The sequence below is a fragment of the Nocardia sp. NPDC004260 genome (genome assembly GCF_053603155.1).
This window is the reverse complement of sequence record NZ_JBSGEZ010000045.1, coordinates 47283-65547: the sequence shown is the minus strand read 5'-3', so window position 1 is coordinate 65547 and position 18265 is coordinate 47283. Positions and strand designations below refer to the sequence as shown.

Annotated in this window: 16 protein-coding genes and 1 tRNA gene; 8 read left to right on the top strand and 9 right to left on the bottom strand. The window is 68.1% G+C overall.

The genetic code is table 11. The annotated features are described in order from the left end of the window. From ACWEO7_RS24660 to ACWEO7_RS24635, 6 genes are all read right to left on the bottom strand, one after another. Positions 1–3020 (bottom strand): NAD-glutamate dehydrogenase domain-containing protein (locus ACWEO7_RS24660; protein ID WP_452426445.1); only part of this gene is annotated, 3020 nt, incomplete at its 3' end. A gap of 193 nt (positions 3021–3213) precedes the next feature. Then, the gene (locus ACWEO7_RS24655) at positions 3214–3336 is read right to left on the bottom strand and encodes a hypothetical protein (RefSeq protein WP_355075915.1); all 123 of its coding nucleotides are present in this window, start codon (positions 3334–3336) and stop codon (positions 3214–3216) included. A gap of 562 nt (positions 3337–3898) precedes the next feature. Beyond that, positions 3899–5575, bottom strand: coding sequence for an energy-dependent translational throttle protein EttA (ettA, locus tag ACWEO7_RS24650; protein ID WP_039796561.1), 1677 nt, complete (start codon positions 5573–5575; stop codon positions 3899–3901). Positions 5576–5655: 80 nt separating this feature from the next. Beyond that, positions 5656–6153, bottom strand: a complete 498-nt coding sequence (locus tag ACWEO7_RS24645; protein WP_452426443.1) for a single-stranded DNA-binding protein — start codon at positions 6151–6153, stop codon at positions 5656–5658. A gap of 159 nt (positions 6154–6312) precedes the next feature. Next, complete coding sequence (locus ACWEO7_RS24640) at positions 6313–7281, bottom strand: serine/threonine dehydratase (protein ID WP_452426441.1); 969 nt, start codon at positions 7279–7281, stop codon at positions 6313–6315. Beyond that, complete coding sequence (locus tag ACWEO7_RS24635) at positions 7278–9311, bottom strand: cytochrome c oxidase assembly protein (RefSeq protein WP_452426439.1); 2034 nt, start codon at positions 9309–9311, stop codon at positions 7278–7280. The genes ACWEO7_RS24640 and ACWEO7_RS24635 overlap by 4 nt, the downstream gene beginning before the upstream one ends. 201 nt (positions 9312–9512) lie before the next feature. Here ACWEO7_RS24635 and ACWEO7_RS24630 point away from each other — a divergent pair. Continuing rightward, positions 9513–9586: transfer RNA gene (locus ACWEO7_RS24630), tRNA-Arg, on the top strand. A gap of 32 nt (positions 9587–9618) precedes the next feature. Here ACWEO7_RS24630 and ACWEO7_RS24625 read toward each other — a convergent pair. Further along, positions 9619–9930 carry a hypothetical protein gene (locus ACWEO7_RS24625; RefSeq protein ID WP_452426452.1) on the bottom strand — a complete coding sequence of 104 codons (312 nt, stop codon included), beginning with the start codon at positions 9928–9930 and terminating at the stop codon, positions 9619–9621. Here ACWEO7_RS24625 and ACWEO7_RS24620 point away from each other — a divergent pair. Next, entirely contained in the window at positions 9812–10405 is a 594-nt protein-coding gene (locus ACWEO7_RS24620; RefSeq protein ID WP_452426450.1) for an Lrp/AsnC family transcriptional regulator, read from the top strand. The two genes, ACWEO7_RS24625 and ACWEO7_RS24620, sit on opposite strands and share 119 nt — an antisense overlap. On the opposite strand, the gene ectB is transcribed toward ACWEO7_RS24620, so the two are convergent. Continuing rightward, entirely contained in the window at positions 10314–11570 is a 1257-nt protein-coding gene (ectB, locus tag ACWEO7_RS24615) for a diaminobutyrate--2-oxoglutarate transaminase (protein WP_452426437.1), read from the bottom strand. The two genes, ACWEO7_RS24620 and ectB, sit on opposite strands and share 92 nt — an antisense overlap. 269 nt (positions 11571–11839) lie before the next feature. On the opposite strand from ectB, the gene ACWEO7_RS24610 reads away from it, so the two are divergent. The 3 genes from ACWEO7_RS24610 to ACWEO7_RS24600 are packed head-to-tail and all read left to right on the top strand — an operon-like array spanning position 11840 to position 14383. Beyond that, positions 11840–12571: an ABC transporter permease gene (locus tag ACWEO7_RS24610; protein ID WP_452426435.1), complete on the top strand. Its 732-nt coding sequence runs from the start codon at positions 11840–11842 to the stop codon at positions 12569–12571. Further along, a complete protein-coding gene (locus ACWEO7_RS24605; RefSeq protein WP_452426433.1) occupies positions 12564–13391 on the top strand; it encodes an ABC transporter permease in 828 nt (275 codons plus the stop codon). Before ACWEO7_RS24610 ends, ACWEO7_RS24605 begins: the two co-directional genes overlap by 8 nt. After that, positions 13388–14383, top strand: coding sequence for an ABC transporter ATP-binding protein (locus ACWEO7_RS24600; RefSeq protein ID WP_452426431.1), 996 nt, complete (start codon positions 13388–13390; stop codon positions 14381–14383). The genes ACWEO7_RS24605 and ACWEO7_RS24600 overlap by 4 nt, the downstream gene beginning before the upstream one ends. Positions 14384–14415: 32 nt before the next feature. Here ACWEO7_RS24600 and ACWEO7_RS24595 read toward each other — a convergent pair whose 3' ends face one another. Then, positions 14416–15093, bottom strand: a complete 678-nt coding sequence (locus ACWEO7_RS24595) for a DUF4389 domain-containing protein (protein WP_452426429.1) — start codon at positions 15091–15093, stop codon at positions 14416–14418. 237 nt (positions 15094–15330) lie between these two features. Between ACWEO7_RS24595 and lpqS the strand changes: the two genes are divergently transcribed. From lpqS to ACWEO7_RS24580, 3 genes are all read left to right on the top strand, one after another. Then, entirely contained in the window at positions 15331–15747 is a 417-nt protein-coding gene (lpqS, locus tag ACWEO7_RS24590; protein WP_452426428.1) for a putative copper homeostasis (lipo)protein LpqS, read from the top strand. A gap of 106 nt (positions 15748–15853) precedes the next feature. Next, the gene (locus tag ACWEO7_RS24585; protein ID WP_452426426.1) at positions 15854–17029 is read left to right on the top strand and encodes a PLP-dependent cysteine synthase family protein; all 1176 of its coding nucleotides are present in this window, start codon (positions 15854–15856) and stop codon (positions 17027–17029) included. After that, complete coding sequence (locus ACWEO7_RS24580; protein WP_452426424.1) at positions 17026–18264, top strand: MFS transporter; 1239 nt, start codon at positions 17026–17028, stop codon at positions 18262–18264. The genes ACWEO7_RS24585 and ACWEO7_RS24580 overlap by 4 nt, the downstream gene beginning before the upstream one ends. Position 18265 lies beyond the last annotated feature (1 nt).

The window sequence follows — 18265 nt, the reverse complement described above, 5'->3', positions numbered from 1 at the left end:
ACCGTGAAATCCTGGGTCTGGGTATCGATCTCCATCTCACGGAAGTGCCGCTTGACGCTTTCCCACGCACCCTTGGCGGTGATGCCCATCGCCTTATGGTCATAACCCGCCGAACCACCGGAAGCGAACGCGTCACCCAACCAAAAGCCATAACTCTGGGCCACGTCGTTGGCGATATCGGAAAACGTCGCGGTGCCCTTGTCCGCGGCCACCACCAGATAGGTGTCGTCACCATCACACCGCACGACCCGGGCCGGGGGCAGTACCTTCCCGCTCGCGCGATCGACGTTGTCGGTGACGTCCAGCAGGCCGGAAATGAACGTGCGATAGCAGGCCACGCCCTCGGCGCCAAGCGCCTGCCGGTCCGCGACCGGATCGCCGGTGGCTGCCGGTGGCTGCTTGACCACGAAACCGCCCTTGGCGCCGACCGGCACGATGACCGCGTTCTTCACCGCCTGCGCCTTGACCAGACCGAGAATCTCGGTGCGGAAGTCCTCCAACCGATCCGACCACCGCAAACCGCCGCGCGCCACCGGCCCGAAGCGCAGGTGCACGCCTTCCACCCGCGGCGAGTACACGAAGATCTCGAACTGCGGCTTCGGCCTGGGCAGTTCGGCGATCTCCCGTGGCTCGACCTTCACCGACACGAAGTCGCGCGGTTTGCCTTCCGCGTCGGTCACGTAGAAGTTGGTCCGCAGCGTCGCTTTGACCAGGCCGAGGATCGCGCGCAGGATGCGGTCCGCGTCCAGGCTGACCACCTCGTCGATCCGCCCGCGCACCTGGGTATCCAGTTCCGCGGCGTGCTCGGCGGAGACGGAATCGGGATCGAAGCGCGCGGCGAACAGGTCGACGAACAGGCGCGCGATATCCGGATAGGTGAGCAGCACACGGCAGATGTTGGCCTGGCTGTACGGAAAACCGGCCTGCTGCAAGTACTTCGCGTAGGTGCGCAGGATCGACACGGCCCGCCACGGCAACCGGGCACGCAGCACGAGCTCGTTCATCCCGTCCGCTTCCGCGCGTCCGTACCACATGGCCGCGAAGGCTTCCACGAACCGTTCCCGCAGGCCGCGCACCTCCGCCGCCAGCACGTCGGCGCGTTTGGAGGACTCGAGCAGTTCGGCGTCCAGATCGCGATCGAGCGAACTGCGCAGCAGCTCCGGGCGGGCGAGCAAGCCGAAGTCGTAGATCCACCGCTCACCGCCGGTGCCGTCCGCCGCCGCCTCCAGCGCGATCTGGTACGGCCGCTCGTCGACCACCTCCACACCGAGGCTCTGCAACAGCGGAAGCACCTGGCTCAAGGAGATGCCGCTACCACCGACGTAGAGCGTGAAACGCCACGAGCCCGGTGCCGAATCCGGCTTCCGGTACAGATATTGATCGATGACGCCGTCTCGCAAATGTTCCAGGCGCACGATGTCCCGCAGCGCGCGGGCCGCGGCGAAATCCTGTTTGTAACCCTCGGGGAAGGCCTCCGCGTATCGCTGCACCACCGCGGGATCGAGCACCGTCGACGTGCTCACCTCGTCGTTCAGCCGGTCCTCCCAGGTGCGGGTGGCCTCGGCGAGCATGTTCTGCAAGCGCAGCCGGGTGGGCTCGGAGGTATCGGCGCCGGGCGGCGTACGACGCGGGACACCGAGCTCGGCCTCCGGCATGCGCACGGTGAAATACACTCGCGCCAAATCGCTTTCGCCCACCCGCGCGGAATAGTCGATGGATACGCCACCCAGTTCGCGGACCAGGATCTCCTGCATCTCGAGCCGCGCGCGGGTGGTGTACCGGTCACGCGGCAGATAGACCAGGCAGGCGACATAGCGGCCATAGGTGTCCGCGCGCAGGAACAGGCGCACCTGACGCCGCAAGCTGACGCTCAGCACGGCGGTGGCGGTGCGGCGCAGCGTCTCGGCATCGGCGGAGAACAGCTCGGTGCGCGGGAAGGACTGGATGACCTCGAGCATGGCCTGACCGGAGAACGAGTCCAGGTCGAATCCGCTCTCCTCGATCGCCGAACGGACCCGGCGTTCGATCACCGGGATGTCCAGAACGTTCTCGTGCACGGCGGTGACGGTGAAGACGCCGATGAACAGGTGTTCACCGACGATGGTTCCGTCGGCGTCGAAATCGGCGACACCGACGAAGTAGGGATACACCGCACGATGCACGGTGGCGGGGACCAGCCCCTGGGTCAGCGTGAGCAGCGGACGGTCACCGCCGTTGACCGGCACGTGGAAGTCGGTGCCCACGTCGGGCCGAAGCACGCCGAGGCAGGTCTCGGGCACGACGGTGGACATCTCGCGGCCCTGGTCGGTGCTCAGCCGGTAGCGCGCGTAGCCGAGCAGGGTGAAGTTCCCCCCGGCCAGCCAGCGCAGCAAGTGAGCGGTGTCGGTCAGTTCGGTCGGCTGGAACGGCGCGGACCCGGATCGCGCGGCCGATTCGAGATCGTCGGCCAGTCTGCTCTGCACGTCTTCGATGGCCTCGGTGTCGCCGATCACCTGACGCACGTCGTCCACGACGTCCGGCACCGCGGATTCGACCTTGGCCAGCAGCGCCGCACTGGTCGACGGGTGCAATTGCACGTGCATCCAGGACTCCCGCAGTCCCGCCCCGCCGGTGCCGTCCACCTCATGCGCGGCGGCGTGCGTCAGCCGCCCCTCCTCGTCCCGCTCGACCTCGAAGATCGGGTGGATGATCTCGCTGACGCTGACGCCGATCCGGCTCAGCGACGAGCTGATCGACTCGACCAGCAGCGCCATGTCATCGGTGACGATCTGCACCGCCGCACCGATTCCGGAGCCGTCGTCCGGGTGGTACACCCGCACCAGGGCGCGACCGGGGCGGCGCGTCACCGCCAACTCCAAGTGCCTTCGGAAGATCTGGGTGATGCCGGTGATCGCACAGTCCACATCGCCCGCGTCGACGTGGCGGAAGTACGCCTCCTCGAGCGTCGCGACTTCGCCGCGCAGTGACTGCGGCAAACCCGCGGCCCACGCCGCGCTGGACAATTCGGACGAGACGGTCATTTTTCGCCAACTCCCTCGGATATCGGTTCCGTAACAAAGTGACGCCGGTCCGAGAGTAACTGTGCGCCGATGACGCGTGGGTGAATTCCCTTTCCACATCCGGTGGTTCACCACGGCGGCGGAGTTCGCCGCTCGTGTGCCGAGATCACACGCGACAACCTCGGGCACAGCACAGAAGTCGGACCCGCGAATGTCAGGTGAGCGCGACAGGTCGTATCCGTGGCGGCAGCGGCGCCGCACCGGTACCTCGGGTCAGCTCGACCACCGCGTCGGCGGTCGAAGCCACCGATTGCTCGAACTGCGCCTGCGCATTCACGACTCCCACCCTAGCGAGCTACGCGCGGGTAGGTGTCACTCCTGTTCCGCGTTCCCCGGAAAGACTTTTCGCGCCACCCCACCGCGGCCGTCGCCCCCAGCTCTCGACCCGAACTCCGGGCTCAACCGCTCCGCATCGCACACCAGCAAATGCCAGGCAGCGCCCGCTCGCTTGTGCCCGGCAGCGGGCACCCTGGCAAGGAGAAACCCCGCCATCACCAGATTCAGCGGCGGTGAAGGCGCCCCGGACAGTCGGAGCCCTTCCCCGCTCACCGGCCAGGCCGAACAAGGCTTACGCGGCGCGGTGCGAACTGCACCCGGGTGACCCACCCCGGGAACATATGCGTCCCATGTCCCTGTCTTGCCCCCAATGGCCCCCAGCAAGCACCGCCAACCGGGGCCTTCCACAGGCGAGGTCCTGCGCCGCCCGAAGTCGAACCGTGGGGGTCCGCCGAAATCCGGGCTTTCGCGGCGGTGTCGTCCTCGCCCGGCCACAGCATCCAGGCAGTGCGGGCACGTAGGGCGGGTGCGGCCGCACCGTGCACCCGCCTACGCCGCCGAACTCAGCCGCGGGTGAGTTTGCGGTGCGTAACCCGGTGCGGGCGGGCCGCTTCCGGGCCGAGCCGCTCGACCTTGTTGGCTTCGTACGCTTCGAAGTTGCCCTCGAACCAGAACCACTTGGCCTCGTTGTCGGAGTCACCCTCCCACGCAAGGATGTGGGTGCAGGTGCGGTCCAGGAACCAGCGGTCGTGCGAGATGACCACGGCGCAGCCGGGGAACTTCTCCAGCGCGTTCTCCAGCGAGCCGAGGGTCTCGACGTCGAGGTCGTTGGTCGGCTCGTCCAGCAGGATCAGGTTGCCGCCCTGCTTGAGCGTCATCGCCAGGTTCAGCCGGTTACGTTCACCGCCGGACAGAACGCCCGCCGGCTTCTGCTGGTCGGGGCCCTTGAAGCCGAACGCGCTCACGTAGGCGCGTGACGGCATTTCCTGCTGGCCGACCTCGATGTAGTCGAGACCGTCGGAGACCACCTGCCAGACAGTTTTCTTGGGGTCGATGCCGGCACGATTCTGGTCGACGTAGCTCAGCTTGACCGTCTCGCCGACCTTCACCTCGCCGCTGTCCGGCGACTCGAGCCCCACGATGGTCTTGAAGAGCGTGGTCTTACCGACGCCGTTGGGCCCGATCACGCCGACGATGCCGTTACGCGGCAGGGTGAACGACAGGTCCTTGATCAGCTGACGGTCACCGAAGCCCTTGTCCAAGTGCTCGACCTCGACCACCACGTTGCCCAGGCGCGGGCCCGCGGGAATCTGGATCTCCTCGAAGTCCAGCTTCCGCATCTTCTCGGCCTCAGCCGCCATCTCCTCGTACCGCCCCAGACGGGCCTTGTTCTTGGCCTGCCTGGCCTTGGCGCCGGAACGGACCCAGGCGAGTTCTTCCTTGAGCCGCTTCTGCAGCTTCTGGTCCTTCTTGCCCTGCACCTCGAGCCGCTCGGCCTTCTTCTCCAGGTAAGTGGAGTAGTTGCCCTCGTACGGGTAGGCGCGGCCGCGGTCCAGCTCGAGAATCCACTGGGCGACGTTGTCCAGGAAGTACCGGTCGTGGGTGACCGCGAGCACAGCGCCCTGGTACTGCGCCAGGTGCTGTTCGAGCCAGTTCACGCTCTCGGCGTCCAGGTGGTTGGTCGGCTCGTCGAGCAGCAGCAGGTCGGGCTTGCTCAGCAGCAGCTTGCACAGCGCCACGCGGCGGCGCTCACCACCGGAGAGGTTGGTGACCGGCTCGTCCGGCGGCGGGCAGCGCAGCGCGTCCATCGCCTGCTCGAGCTGGGAGTCCAGGTCCCACGCGTCGGCGTGATCCAGGTCCTCCTGCAGCTTGCCCATCTCCTCCATGAGCTCGTCGGAGTAGTCGGTGGCCATCAGCTCGGCGATCTCGTTGAAGCGATCCAGCTTCACCTTGATCTCGCCCATGCCCTCCTCGACGTTGCCGCGGACGGTCTTCTCCTCGTTGAGCGGCGGCTCCTGCTGGAGGATCCCGACGGTGGCGCCGGCGGCGAGGAACGCGTCACCGTTGTTCGGCTGGTCCAGTCCGGCCATGATCTTCAGCACGCTGGATTTACCCGCGCCGTTCGGGCCGACGACGCCGATCTTGGCGCCGGGAAGGAAGTTCAAGGTGACATCGTCGAGCACGACTTTGTCGCCGTGCGCCTTGCGAACCTTCTTCATTTGGTAGATGAACTCAGCCATAAGTGTGAAGCCTATCGGTGCGAGAGATGGGGGGACGAAGCAGAGCTACCCTGCCGCCGGGACGAAAACCGGCCATGCGATCAAGCGTCGACAGGCTCGGGCGCGTTGCCGTGCGGCGGTGCCGAATCGGCGGCAACGATATTCTCCCCCGGCGCGCCGCCCACCGGCACCTGACCTTCAGCGCTCGCGACCGCAGAAGTATTCCGTGGCGGCAGGTCGGACTGCCGCGTCAGGTGCGCGACACAGCGGGACAGGTCCGGTCCGACCGCGGTGGCGCGCATCTCCAGATCCCGTCGCTCCACACCATCCTTGCTCCGGTACTCATGGGAGCGCAGCTGGCCGTAGGCGATGATCGGATCGCCGCGCCGCAGGGACGCGTCGACACCTGCCACCAGCCTGCGCCAGCAGCTGACGGTGAGATAGAGAGTGCCGTTGTCCACCCACTGCCCCGACGTCTGGTCCAGTCGGCGGGAATTGCTCGCCAATCGGAAGGTGACCACCTGCTCGCCATTGGTCAGATCACGCTTGACCGGATGGGTGGCGATCGTTCCGATCACGGTCGCATTCGCCTCGTACATAGCTACGCCCCTTCACATTCGGATCCGGAACCGCCCGGAATGTCCTCCCCCTCCAGGAGGCACTTCCAGCGTGCGCCGATTTCGCGGACCCGAGCGATCCGATCCAGGAATGTGCACAACTTCCCGGAATGTGAAGATCGAGCTTTCACGCCCGCGTGGTCAGAACACCGCCACGTCGGTATTGGCGCCGCAGAGGACCACCACCGGTCGCTCGTCCGGCGCGGGAACGTAGACGCCGCTGTGCACTGCGGCCAGCGCCGTGGCGCCGGACACTTCCACCAGGATGCGGAACTCGCGCCACAGATATTCCCGCGCCGCGCTGATCGCGTCGTCGCTGACCAGCACCGAGCGCACGCCGTGGCGGCGGGCGACGTCGAGTGCGATGTCACCGATACGGGTCGGCCCCAGCGAGTCGACGGTGATCCCGGACCCGACAATGTCCACCGGACGCTCGGCCGCCAACGCCGCGCGCAGGATCGCGGCGCCGTCGGGTTCCACCCCGATCACCCGCTGACGCCGCCCGACCGCGGCCGCGATGCCCGCGACCAGTCCGCCACCGCCCACCGCGGCCAGCACCGGCGGCCGACCACGTACCTGCTCCTCGAGTTCCAGCCCCACCACGCCGATGCCTGCGACCACCGCGGGCAGGTCGTAGCCGTGCAGCAGCAGCGCGCCCCGTTCGGTGGCCAGCTCGGTCGCGTGCTGCAAGGCCTCGGCGTAGCAGGTGCCGTGCCAGAGCACCTCCGCGCCGTGCGACCACATCGCGGCGACCTTGGTGTGCGGCGCCGTCTCCGGGACGACGACGGTGCAGGATTTCCCGAGCCGCGCCGCGGCCAGCGCCGCCGCGATACCCGCGTTGCCGCCGGAGGCGATCACCACCTGATCGACCCCGGCGCCCGACTCGAGCAGCGCGTTGAGGCTGCCGCGTACTTTGAACGTCCCGCCGTGCTGGAGGTGCTCGAGCTTGATCGTCACGGGGACGGGACCGGACGGGCTCGCGATGGAGGTGTGGAAGACCGGCGTCTTACGGATCTGCCCGGCCAGCCGCCTGCGTGCGGATCGCACGTGCGACCGTTCCACCCGCCCGGCCGGTCTGTGTGGGGAGACCGTGGTGGCGCGTTCACTCACTTACGCACTTCTCCATCTCGCTTGGCCAGTTCGGCGAACATCGCGTTGTGTGCGGCGAGTGCGGCGTCGTTGTCGCGTTCGGCGGCTCGATCGGTGCGCTGCGCGAGTCGCTGGTCGCTGCGCGACCATTGGATCAGCAACGCCAGCATCACCACCACCAGGGGGACCTCACCGCTCGCCCACGCGAGGCTGCCGCCGGTGCGCTGGTCGCCGAGCAGATCGCCGTTCCAGCCGAGACCGAGGCCGTGGTAGAACCAGCCGCCGAGCACCGTGGTCATGCTCATCAGCGCGATGCCGAAGAACGCGTGGAACGGCAGCGAGCCGAACACCATGGCGAGCTTGGTCAACGGCTCCACCTGCCTCGGCTTGGGATCGATGCCGATCACCACCCAGTAGAACAGGTAACCGCTGAGCAGGAAGTGCACGTTCATCAGCAGGTGCGCCGCGTGCGAGTCGGCGTAGGCGTCGAAGATGCCGCCCAGGTACAGCGCGTAGAAGCCGCCGACGAAGATCGCCGACGCCACGATCGGGTGGGTCAGGAAACGCGAGACCGGGTTGTGCACCGCGGCCAGTAGCCATTCCCGTGGACCGGGCACGCCACCGCGGCCGGCCGGGGGCAGCGCGCGCAGCGCCAGCGTCACCGCGCCACCGAGCGCCAACAGGATCGGCGCGAGCATGGACAGCGCCATGTGGGCTCCCATATGCACGCTGAACATCGCGGGGGAGTACCGGCCGACGCCGGAAGAGGTGGCGACGAGCAGCACCACACAACCGGACAGCCAGGCGAACGTCCGCCCGGCAGGCCACGCGTCACCCCGCGCTCGCAGCCGCCGCACGCCGAGCAGGTACAGCACCGCGAGCACGATGGACAGCGTTCCGAAGATCAGATCGAACCGCCAGTCGAACGCCAGGCGGGCGAAGCTGGGCGGCCCGGCCAGGTTGTAGCCCAGCTCCACTTCGACCGGCGTCGGAACGGAATCCGGCGGTGGCGGCGGCGTACGGCCGAGCCCGACCGCGAGGCCGATGGTCGCGGCGAAGATCAATACTTCGACGCCCGCGTACCGCACCAGGGCCGACCGGTCGCCGGGATCGGCCGCCAAGGCGGGCAGCGAGGCGCGGCGCTGCAGGTAACCGAATACACCGAGCACCGCCAGCGCGGCGGCCTTGGCCAGCACCAGCCTGCCGTAGGTGCTGGAGAGCAGCTCGTCCAGCGGCACGCGGACCCAGGAGTTGATCACGCCGCTGACCGCGATCACGGCGAAGGCGACCGTGGCGGTCGACGAGAAACGCCGGGCCGCGACGTCGGTGTGCGCACCGCCGCGCAGGGCGTGCGCGAGCACCGCGAACAGGCCGCCGACCCAGACGGCGGACGAGATCAGATGCAGGATCAGGCTGTTGGTCGCCACGTCGTGCGACCCGCCCGAGGAGGAATGGCCGGTCAACGCCAGCGGCATCATGGTGGCGATCGCGGCCCCGAGCAGGACCGGCGTCCAGCCCCAGCGCAACGCGAGGCGGCAGCCCACGGCGACGATCAGGGCGAAAACGACGGTCGTCCGCCAAGCTCCGGCCAACTCGATCCGATCGATCGCCTGCCACAGTTCCTGCGGGCGCAGAACGTCCCCCACCGGCCGTCCGGTGGTGTCCGAAACCGTCAGCGGCACCAGCAGCGCCGCGCAACACGCCCAGCCCACCGCGAAATTCGACGCCCTGCGCACCGCGCGATACCCGCCGACGTCCAGCAGCCCGTTCGACTGCGGCGGCACCAGGAAGGCCGCGAACAACAGCGAGCCGACTGTCAGCGCGGCCGACAGGTCGGCGAGCGCCCGGACCGCGGGCAGTCCGTAGGTGGTCGCCGCGCCCGGATCGGGGATGCCGAGCAGGCTCAGTGCCTGCGCCGCCGACAACCCCACCACCAGCGCCGCGACCACGGCCGCGATGGCGCCGGCCAGCGCGGTGATCGTGCCGAACGTCGCCCCCGACCGAGCGGCCTCGGCTCGGGGAGCGGCGGACGAGGTGGGGGCGGAGGACATACGACTGAGCGTAGTTCGGCGAGTATTCCGTGGCCCGGTCGGGTTTGTACCGATATCCTTGGCCCCGATCACCACGGGCGCGTCACCTACTATCTCGGGATGGCTGAAACGTTGCTAACGCTAAGAATCCGGCCACCTGGACGCTCGCTATAATCGACTCGCTGGACAGCACGGCCAATGTCGGCCATCGTAGAACCCGCTGCCTCCGTAGCTCAGTTGGATAGAGCAAGGGCCTTCTAATCCCTAGGTCGCAGGTTCGATTCCTGCCGGGGGCGCAACAACCCCTGTGACCTGTACATACGACGGGTCACAGGGGTATTACCCCCCGAGCACGACGCTCAAACACCGAAGAACGTTGCCCGGTCGGCTTCCCTATCCGCGGCGTTATGCCGCCGATCCGGCCGAGTTCGCCGACGCCTTCGCGACCGAGTTGCGGCATCGCTTCGGAGCAGCCGGCCAGGAAGTACGGCAGCACGCCGGAGGTGGCCAGGAAGAGCGCCGTGGGTGAGCACGCCCACGACGAGAATTCGGTCGCGGATGGCCGCATTACGCTGTCGCCGGTGAGTCGCGCGATCGTGCACGCGCTGCACATCGACGGGCGCGCACCGTTCAGCCGCATCGCAGCGGTGCTCGGCGTGTCCGATCAGACGGTCGCCCGGCGGTACCGCAGGCTGCGTTCCACCGGGCAACTGCGGGTGGTCGGCCTGCCGAACGCCCGGCGACTGGGGTGGGTGGAGTGGTTCGTCCGCGTCCAGGTGACCCCCGACGCGGCGTCGCCGATGCGCTGGCCCGGCGGCCGGATACCTCGTGGGTCTGCCTCACCTCGGGCGCCACGCAGATCGTCTGCGTCACCCGCACCCCCAGTTCTCGGGAGAGCGATGCCCTGCTGCTCGGGCAGTTGCCCAAGACGCCGCGGGTCACCGGCGTCACCGCGCACTGCCTGCTGCGTGTCTTCGCCGGCGGTCCGGCCAGCTGGCACGGCCGGGCATGTACGGAAAGCCCTTATCCGCACACCGCTTCCATCGCTGCCGCCAATAGCCGGATGCCGTGGTCGATCTCGTCGTCGGCGATCGTCAGGGGCGGCATCAACTTGATCACCTCGTCCAGCGAACCGGACGTCTCCACGAGCAAGCCACGATCGAAAGCGGCCCGGCCGACCTTTTCGGCGAGAGACGTGTCCTCGAACACGACGCCGTGCACCAAACCCCGCCCCCGCGTCGAGACTCCGGGAAAGGTCGAGACGAATTCGCTCAGGGCTCGCGCGATCCGCTGCCCCTTGGCGACGGTCGCGAGTTCCAGTGCGGAATCCGACCAATAGTGCTCGAGCGCGACACGCCCCGTCACGAATGCCGCGTTGTTGCCCCGGAAGGTGCCATTGTGCTCACCGGGCGCCCACTGATCGAGCTCCGGCCGCAACAGCACCAACGCCATCGGCAGGCCGTAGCCGCCGATCGACTTCGACAACGTCACGATGTCGGGCGTGATCCCGGCGGCTTCGAAAGAGAAGAACGGCCCGGTACGGCCACAACCCATCTTCACGTCGTCGACGATCAACAGAATGCCGCGAGCCGAACATAATTCGGCCAGTCCACGCAACCACTCCGCCCGGGCCACATTGATGCCGCCTTCGCCCTGCACCGTCTCCACGATCACCGCCGCGGGCTTGTCCAACCCCGATGACGGATCATCCAGCGCCTTACGCATCCACAGCAGATCGTCGGCGACACCGAGATACCCGTCGTATGGCATCGGCATCGCATGCCCGAGCGACACTCCGGCGCCCGACCGCTTCGCGGCGTTCCCGGTGACCGCCAGCGCGCCAAGCGACATCCCGTGGAAAGCGTTGGTGAAGCTCAGCACGGTCTGCCGCCCGGTCACCTTGCGCGCGAGCTTCAACGCGGCCTCGACCGCGTTGGCTCCGGTCGGCCCGGGGAACTGGACTTTCCAATCCAGCCCGCGCGGGGCGAGGACGTTGTCGCGCAACACTTCCAGCAACCGCCGCTTGGCGACGGTGGACATGTCCAGCCCGTGGGTGATGCCGTCCCCGGCGATGTAGTCGAGCAGCGCTCGCTTGAGTACGGGGTTGTTGTGGCCGTAGTTGAGCGAGCCCGCGCCCGCGAAGAAATCCAGGTACTCCTTGCCGTTCTCGTCGCGCAACCACGCTCCGCTGGCGGTGTCGAAGACGGCGGGCCAGCAGCGACAGTACCCGCGCACGTTCGATTCGAGTGCCTCGAAAACAGTCATCTCGGCGACGGTCATCGGCGTTCCTTACTCGTCGTGCGCGAGCGCTCCACAATCTGAAGTGAGAGTGTTTCTAACACCGGCGGAGCTCGGATGTGGCCTTTTCCCTGAAACAGCGCCGAAGCCTTTCCCGCGCCCAGTGGGGCCGGTAGAGTCGACTCCTTGTGCGCGGCAGACCGGAGGGGGGCGGACAGCGTGCCGTCGGGGAACGATTTCGCAGCGCCGTCGCTCTCTACACATCGCTTGTGGGCGCCGGATTCCGCAGACAGTGGCAATACAAAGCGGCCATGTTCGCGGGGCTGTTCACCAACTGCGTGTTCGGGTTCGTCCGCGCGGCCGTCCTCGCCGCGGCGGTGGATGCCGCGGGCGACTTCGGCGGGTACGACCGGGGCAGCATCGGCGCCTACGTATGGCTCTCGCAGGGCCTGCTCGGCGCGTTGCAGTTCATGGGACCGCTGGGACCGCTGGACGATCGGGTGAAGAACGGCGACATCGCGATCGACTTCCTGCGCCCGGTCGACATCCAATGCGGCTATCTCGCCGACGATCTCGGGCGCGCGGCGTGCACCTTCCTGCCGCGTGGAGTGCCGAGTGTGCTGGTGGGCACCCTCACCTTCGGGCTGGCGATGCCGGTCACCTTCGGCCCCTACCTCCTCGGGGCGCTGAGTGTCCTGCTGGCGGTAGTCGTTTCGTTCCTGTGCCGGTTCCTCGTGGTGCTGATCGGATTCTGGGTCGTGGAAACCCGTGGCATCCGGGTGCTGTACTACACCGGGGGCACGTTCCTGGCCGGACTGTTCGTGCCGGTGCACATGTTCCCGTCGTGGCTGGCAGCTATCGCGGCGGCCTCGCCTTTTCCCTCGATGCTGCAATCTCCGATCGACGTGCTCTCGGGACGGATCACCGGCGCGGAAGCGCTCTCGGTCGTCGGCGTCCAGGTGTTCTGGGTGCTGGTGACCGCGATCGCCGGGCGCGTGCTGCTGGTCGCGGGCCGTCGCAGGCTGGAGGTGCAGGGTGGGTGACACCGCTCCCCCGCGCACCGCGTCGTGGTCGACGCCCTACGTGGCCGTGTTGCGCTCCAGGATCCGGGCGCAGCGCAGTTACCGGTTGTCCTTTGCCAGTGAGCTTTTGAGCGCTTTCCTGGTTGGCCTGGTCGAATTGGCCGAAGTGTGGTTGATCTTCCGCACGGCACGCGTTCTCGGCGGACTCGACCTGGATGGCGCACTGTTGCTGTTCGGGCTGAGCAACACGAGTTTCGCGCTGTCCCAGGTACTTTTCGGCCACCTGGACACACTTCCGGTCCTGATTCGGATGGGCCGGCTCGACGCCTACCACCTGCGGCCGCAACCGCTGCTGCTGCAACTGATCACCAGCGACATCTCTCTGCGCCGGTTCGCTCGCGCCTCGGTCTCGGTCGTCGCGCTGGTGGCCGGTACGGCGCGCAACGACATCGCCTGGAACCCGACCGCGACCGCGCTGCTGGCACTCACGCTCGTCGGCGGTATCGCGCTGTTCGGCGGAGTGTTCGTCTGCGCCGCCGGATTGCAGTTCTATCTGATCGACGGCGCCGAACTCACCAACAGTTTCACCTACGGCGGCTCGTTCGCGGCGACGCAACCCGCGTCGCTGTTTCCCACACCCATGCGATTGCTTTTCGGGTTCGCGATTCCGGTCTCGTTCACGGCCTATCTACCCACCCTCGCGCTGCTCGGCCTGCCCGGTCCACCACTGCTGCCCGCCTGGCTGGCCTGGCTCACCCCGGTGGCGGCGCTGTGGGTCTGGCTGCTGGCGCTGGGTTTGTGGCGATCGGGCACTCGGCACTACCAGGGAGGCGGCGGATGAGCACGGGTGGGTTCGGCAGCCCCGAGGCGATCATCGACATGGATGGACTCACCAGGCAGTTCGTCCTGTATCGCAAGGACGGCCGCCGCTGGCGCAGGCGCCGCGAGACGCTCACCGCGGTCGACGGGATGACTGTCCGGATCGAGCGGGGCGCCGCCGTCGGCTACATCGGCGCCAACGGCGCGGGCAAATCCACCACGATCAAAATGCTCACCGGCATCCTGGTCCCCACCGCGGGCACCGTACGCACCTGCGGGCTGGATCCGGTGCGGCAGCGACGCGAACTCGCCGGGCGGATCGGCGTGGTGTTCGGCCAGCGCTCGCAGCTGTGGTGGGATCTGCCGCTGCGCGAATCGTTCTCGATCCTTGCCGCGATCCACCGGCTGGAGCCGGACACCGCGCGCGAGCGCGCGCACGAGCTGATCGAGCAGCTGGAAATGGCCGACACACTCGACACACCGGTGCGCCAGCTCTCGCTGGGCCAGCGCATGCGCGCGGAAGTCGCCGCGGCACTGCTGCATTCGCCCGAGTTGGTCATCCTGGACGAGCCCACGATCGGCCTCGATGTGCTGTCCAAACAACGGCTGCGCGAGTTCCTGCGCGCAGAGCGGGCCGAGCGCGGCACGACCCTGCTGCTCACCACCCACGACATGGGCGATATCGAAAGGCTGTGCGAGCGTGTGCTCGTCGTGGACCACGGCCACTTGGTGTACGACGGGTCGCTGACCGGCCTGGCGGCCACCGTCGGCGCGCGCCGGGTGCTGGTGGTCGATCTGGCCGAACCGGCGCCCGCCCTCGACGACCTTCCCTCGGCCCAGCTGCTCGGCACCGAAGGGGACGGCATGCGGCAGCGACTGGCCTTCGATCCCGAGCAGACCACGGCCGCGCAATTGCTGGCCGCGGTGTCCGACCGCGCCGAAGTGCGGGACCTGTCGATCGAGGAGCCCGAGATCGAGGACGTGGTGCGGCGGATATACGAATCCGCCCGCTGACGGGGCGGGCGGATCCGGTGTCGATATCGAATTCAGTCGGATTCGCGAGCGCCCTGGTCGAGCCGGAAGGGCGGGTACTCGTCCCGCATCAGACCGGCGTACGCCTGCACGCGGATGATCCAGCGATTGACGCCCATCACGAAGTCGTAGATGCCCTGTGGGTAGCGCGCCGTGAACAGCAACCCGATCAACGCGACGATCAGCAGGAGGCTCAGCAACGAGATCGAGCCGCCGCCCCAGTCGTCACCGTCGCTCCCCGCGATCGCGATGCCGCCGCTGAGCACCGCTCCGATGATCAGGTAGTGCGGAATGGCGAGCAGCCACCACTTCACCAGCGCCAGACCGCGGTGCAACGTCTCCGGATAGTCGATCTCCAGGTCGGCCGGGTAGTCCGCGTTCGGCTGCAGGCTGAACGGCGGGTACTTGTCGGTGCCCAGTACCGAGAGCGCGTAGAAAGTCACCCGCCATCCCCAGCGCATGACGCCGACGTTGAAGTCGAACAGTCCCCGCGGGTACTTGCCGGTGATCAGGATGGCGAAGAAGGCCACCACCGTGAGCACGGCGTACGCGATGTGCAGGAAGAACAGCACGACGTAGTGCGGAATCGCCAGTAGCCACTTGACCAGCCACAGCCACCGCGACAGCGCGGGGTCCAGATCGCCTCGAACACGAATCGGGCTGGGCGGCGGGACGGGCTTCTCGAGTTCCATGAGCTACGCTCCTTACGGTTGCTGTGATCCATGCCACAACCAGTAGGTGTCCTGATTGTCGCGTATCCGGCTGCTCGCGAACGGCACCATCTGATACCGACACGCCAACGAATCGGGGTGCATTCGGTCTTCGGCGAACGACCGGCGTTGTCCCGCAGCCGATATCACCCGCACGCGACCGCATCGTCGTTCCCGCCCGCGGATCGTCGCGCGGAGGAACTTGTACCATCGGACAGCGTGACGTTCGGCGCGCTGCGGCTACCGGTGATCCGGATGATCGTGGCTCTCGCGTACACCGTCTGGGTGGTCGCCATGGCGGTGCCCCAGTGCCATGTCTTCGGCCACGCTGTCGCGTCACACGCCCACATCGAAGCGTCCGGGCCCGTCGTGGCCTCTATCGTCTCCCCGGCGATCCTCGTCGACCGGCACCAGCACGCCGCCGAGCCGGACCGGCATGTGCCCGCCGACGGTGTGCTCGCGGCCCTGCCACGCGCCGCCTCGCTGCTGCTGTTGCTGTTGATCGCGTCCGTGTCGGTGCTGCTCGCGGCCCCTGGGTCCGCGCTCGGGGGCGGCGTGCGCGCACCCCCGGTCGCGACCCTCCCGGTGTATCCGGGCAGAGAACGACTCACTCGATTCGGCATCGATCGGAACTGATCGGTCAGCGTCAGGCCGGAGCCTGCCGGGGCCCGGCCGGTGTTCGTGCGAAGTCCGCACTCACACCGTCGCTGCGACAGCGACCGCACAGAATCGACGATTCCCCATGACTTCTGCGCTGCAGAACCCGGCTGTGCCCGATCCCGCTCCGCGCGAACCGGAGACGACCCCGCTCGCGAGCCCGGCGAGTCTCCTGACGGCGGCCCTGCGCTGTCCGCGTCCGGCCACCATGGTGGGCAATACGCCCGTGCTCTGGATCACCGAACCGCTCGGCGGCACAACGCGACCGGACGGCCTCGGCTTCTGGGCCAAGCTGGAGGGCGCCAACCCCGGCGGCATGAAGGACCGGCCCGCGCTGCACATGGTCGAACGCGCCATCGCGCGCGGTGACCTCGCACCCGGCGCCCCGATCATCGAATCGACCAGTGGCACACTCGGTTTGGGCCTGGCGCTCGCGGGCATGGTGTATCACCATCCGGTCACGCTGGTCACCGACCCCGGCTTGGAACCGCTCATGCGCCGCATGCTCGCGGCCTACGGCGCGCGCGTAGAACTGGTCACCGAACCGCACCCCACCGGCGGCTGGCAGCAGGCGCGCCGTGACCGCGTCGCCGAGCTGCTGGCCCGAGATGCCCTCGCGTGGTGTCCCGACCAGTACCGCAACCCCGACAACCGCGACGCCTACGAGACCCTGGCACTCGAGTTGGTCGCGCAACTGGGACGGATCGACGTCCTGGTCTGCTCGGTCGGCACAGGTGGCCATTCCGCGGGGATCACGCGCACGCTGCGCCGATACTTTCCGCACCTGCGCTTGGTCGGCGTCGACACGGTGGCGTCCACGATCTTCGGACAGCCCGCGGGGCCACGGCTGATGCGCGGGCTGGGTTCGAGTATCCATCCGGACAACGTCGACTATTCGGCGTTCGACGAGGTGCACTGGGTCGCGCCCGCGGAGGCGGTCTGGGCCTGCCGCAGACTCGCCGCGACACACCACGCCAGCGGCGGCTGGAGCGTCGGCGCGGTCGCCCTGGTCGCGGGCTGGCTGGCCCGCACCGGCGATGCGGCCACGCGGATCGCCGCGGTCTTTCCCGACGGACCGCTGCGCTACTTCGACACGGTGTACAACGACGACTACTGCCGCGAGCACGGCTTGCTCGACATCGCACCACCCACCGCACCGCTGCGCATCGCGCATCCGGCCGACGCCGTCGCGCTCTCGTGGACCCGGTGCACGACGGTCGTCGATCCCCGCGGCGCCGCCGGGAAGGAGCGGACGCGATGACCGATCTGATCGCCACCTACCGCGGCTTCAACCGTCCCAGCCGGATGCTGATGGTCAATCAATTCGCCATCAACACCGGCTTCTACATGCTGATGCCCTACCTGGCCGGTTACCTGGCCGGTCCGCTCGGGCTGGCCGCGTGGGCGGTCGGCCTCGTCCTCGGAATCCGCAACTTCTCCCAGCAGGGCATGTTCCTCGTCGGCGGCACGCTGGCCGATCGACTCGGCTACAAGCCGCTCATCGTGACCGGATGCCTGCTGCGCACCGGCGGTTTCGCGCTGCTCGCGGTCGCGGACACGCTGCCAGCGCTGCTGGCGGCCTCGGCCGCGACCGGCTTCGCGGGCGCGTTGTTCAACCCGGCGGTCCGCGCGTATCTGGCAATCGACTCGGGCGAGCGCCGAGTGGAGGCGTTCGCCGTGTTCAACGTCTTCTACCAGGCGGGCATACTGTTCGGCCCGATCGCCGGGCTCGCGCTGATGACCGTCGACTTCCGCGCGACCGCCACGGGCGCGGCGGTGGTGTTCGGCGTGCTGACGCTGGCCCAGTTACGCGCGCTCCCGCAGCACCGCGCCGAGCCGAAAACCACCTCGGTGCTGGACGATTGGCGCGTGGCGCTGGCCAACCGCCCGTTCCTGCTGTTCGCCGCGGCGATGATCAGTTCTTCGGTCCTGGCCTTCCAGGTATACCTGGCGTTGCCTGTGCACGCCGCACGGATAGCGGGCGATTCGGCGACTGTGCTGATGACGGCGGTGTTCGTGCTGTCCGGGTTGATCGCGATCGCCGGGCAACTGCGTATCACCCGCTGGTTCGGGCAGCGGTGGGGCCGCGCGCACAGCCTGGCATTCGGCATGGCGATACTCGCGTCGGCGTTCGTGCCGCTGATGGTGATCCCTGGCACCGGCTTCGGCGTGTGGCCCGCGATCGGCGCACTGTTGCTGACCGCCGCCGCGCTGGGAATCGGTGCGGCAGCGGTGTTTCCGTTCGAGATGGACACCGTGGTCGCGTTGTCGGGCAACCGCCTGGTGGCGACGCACTACGGCCTCTACAACACCATCGTCGGCATCGGCATCCTGCTCGGGAATCTGGGCATCGGAACGCTGCTGGACCGCACGCGCGAGGCCGGGATGAGCGCACTGGCGTGGGCCGCGCTCGTCGCCGTGGGAGCGGCCGCGGCGGCGGGCCTGTTCGCGCTCGCCCGCTCCGGACGGCTCGACGCACCGCCACCGGTCGGGTGAT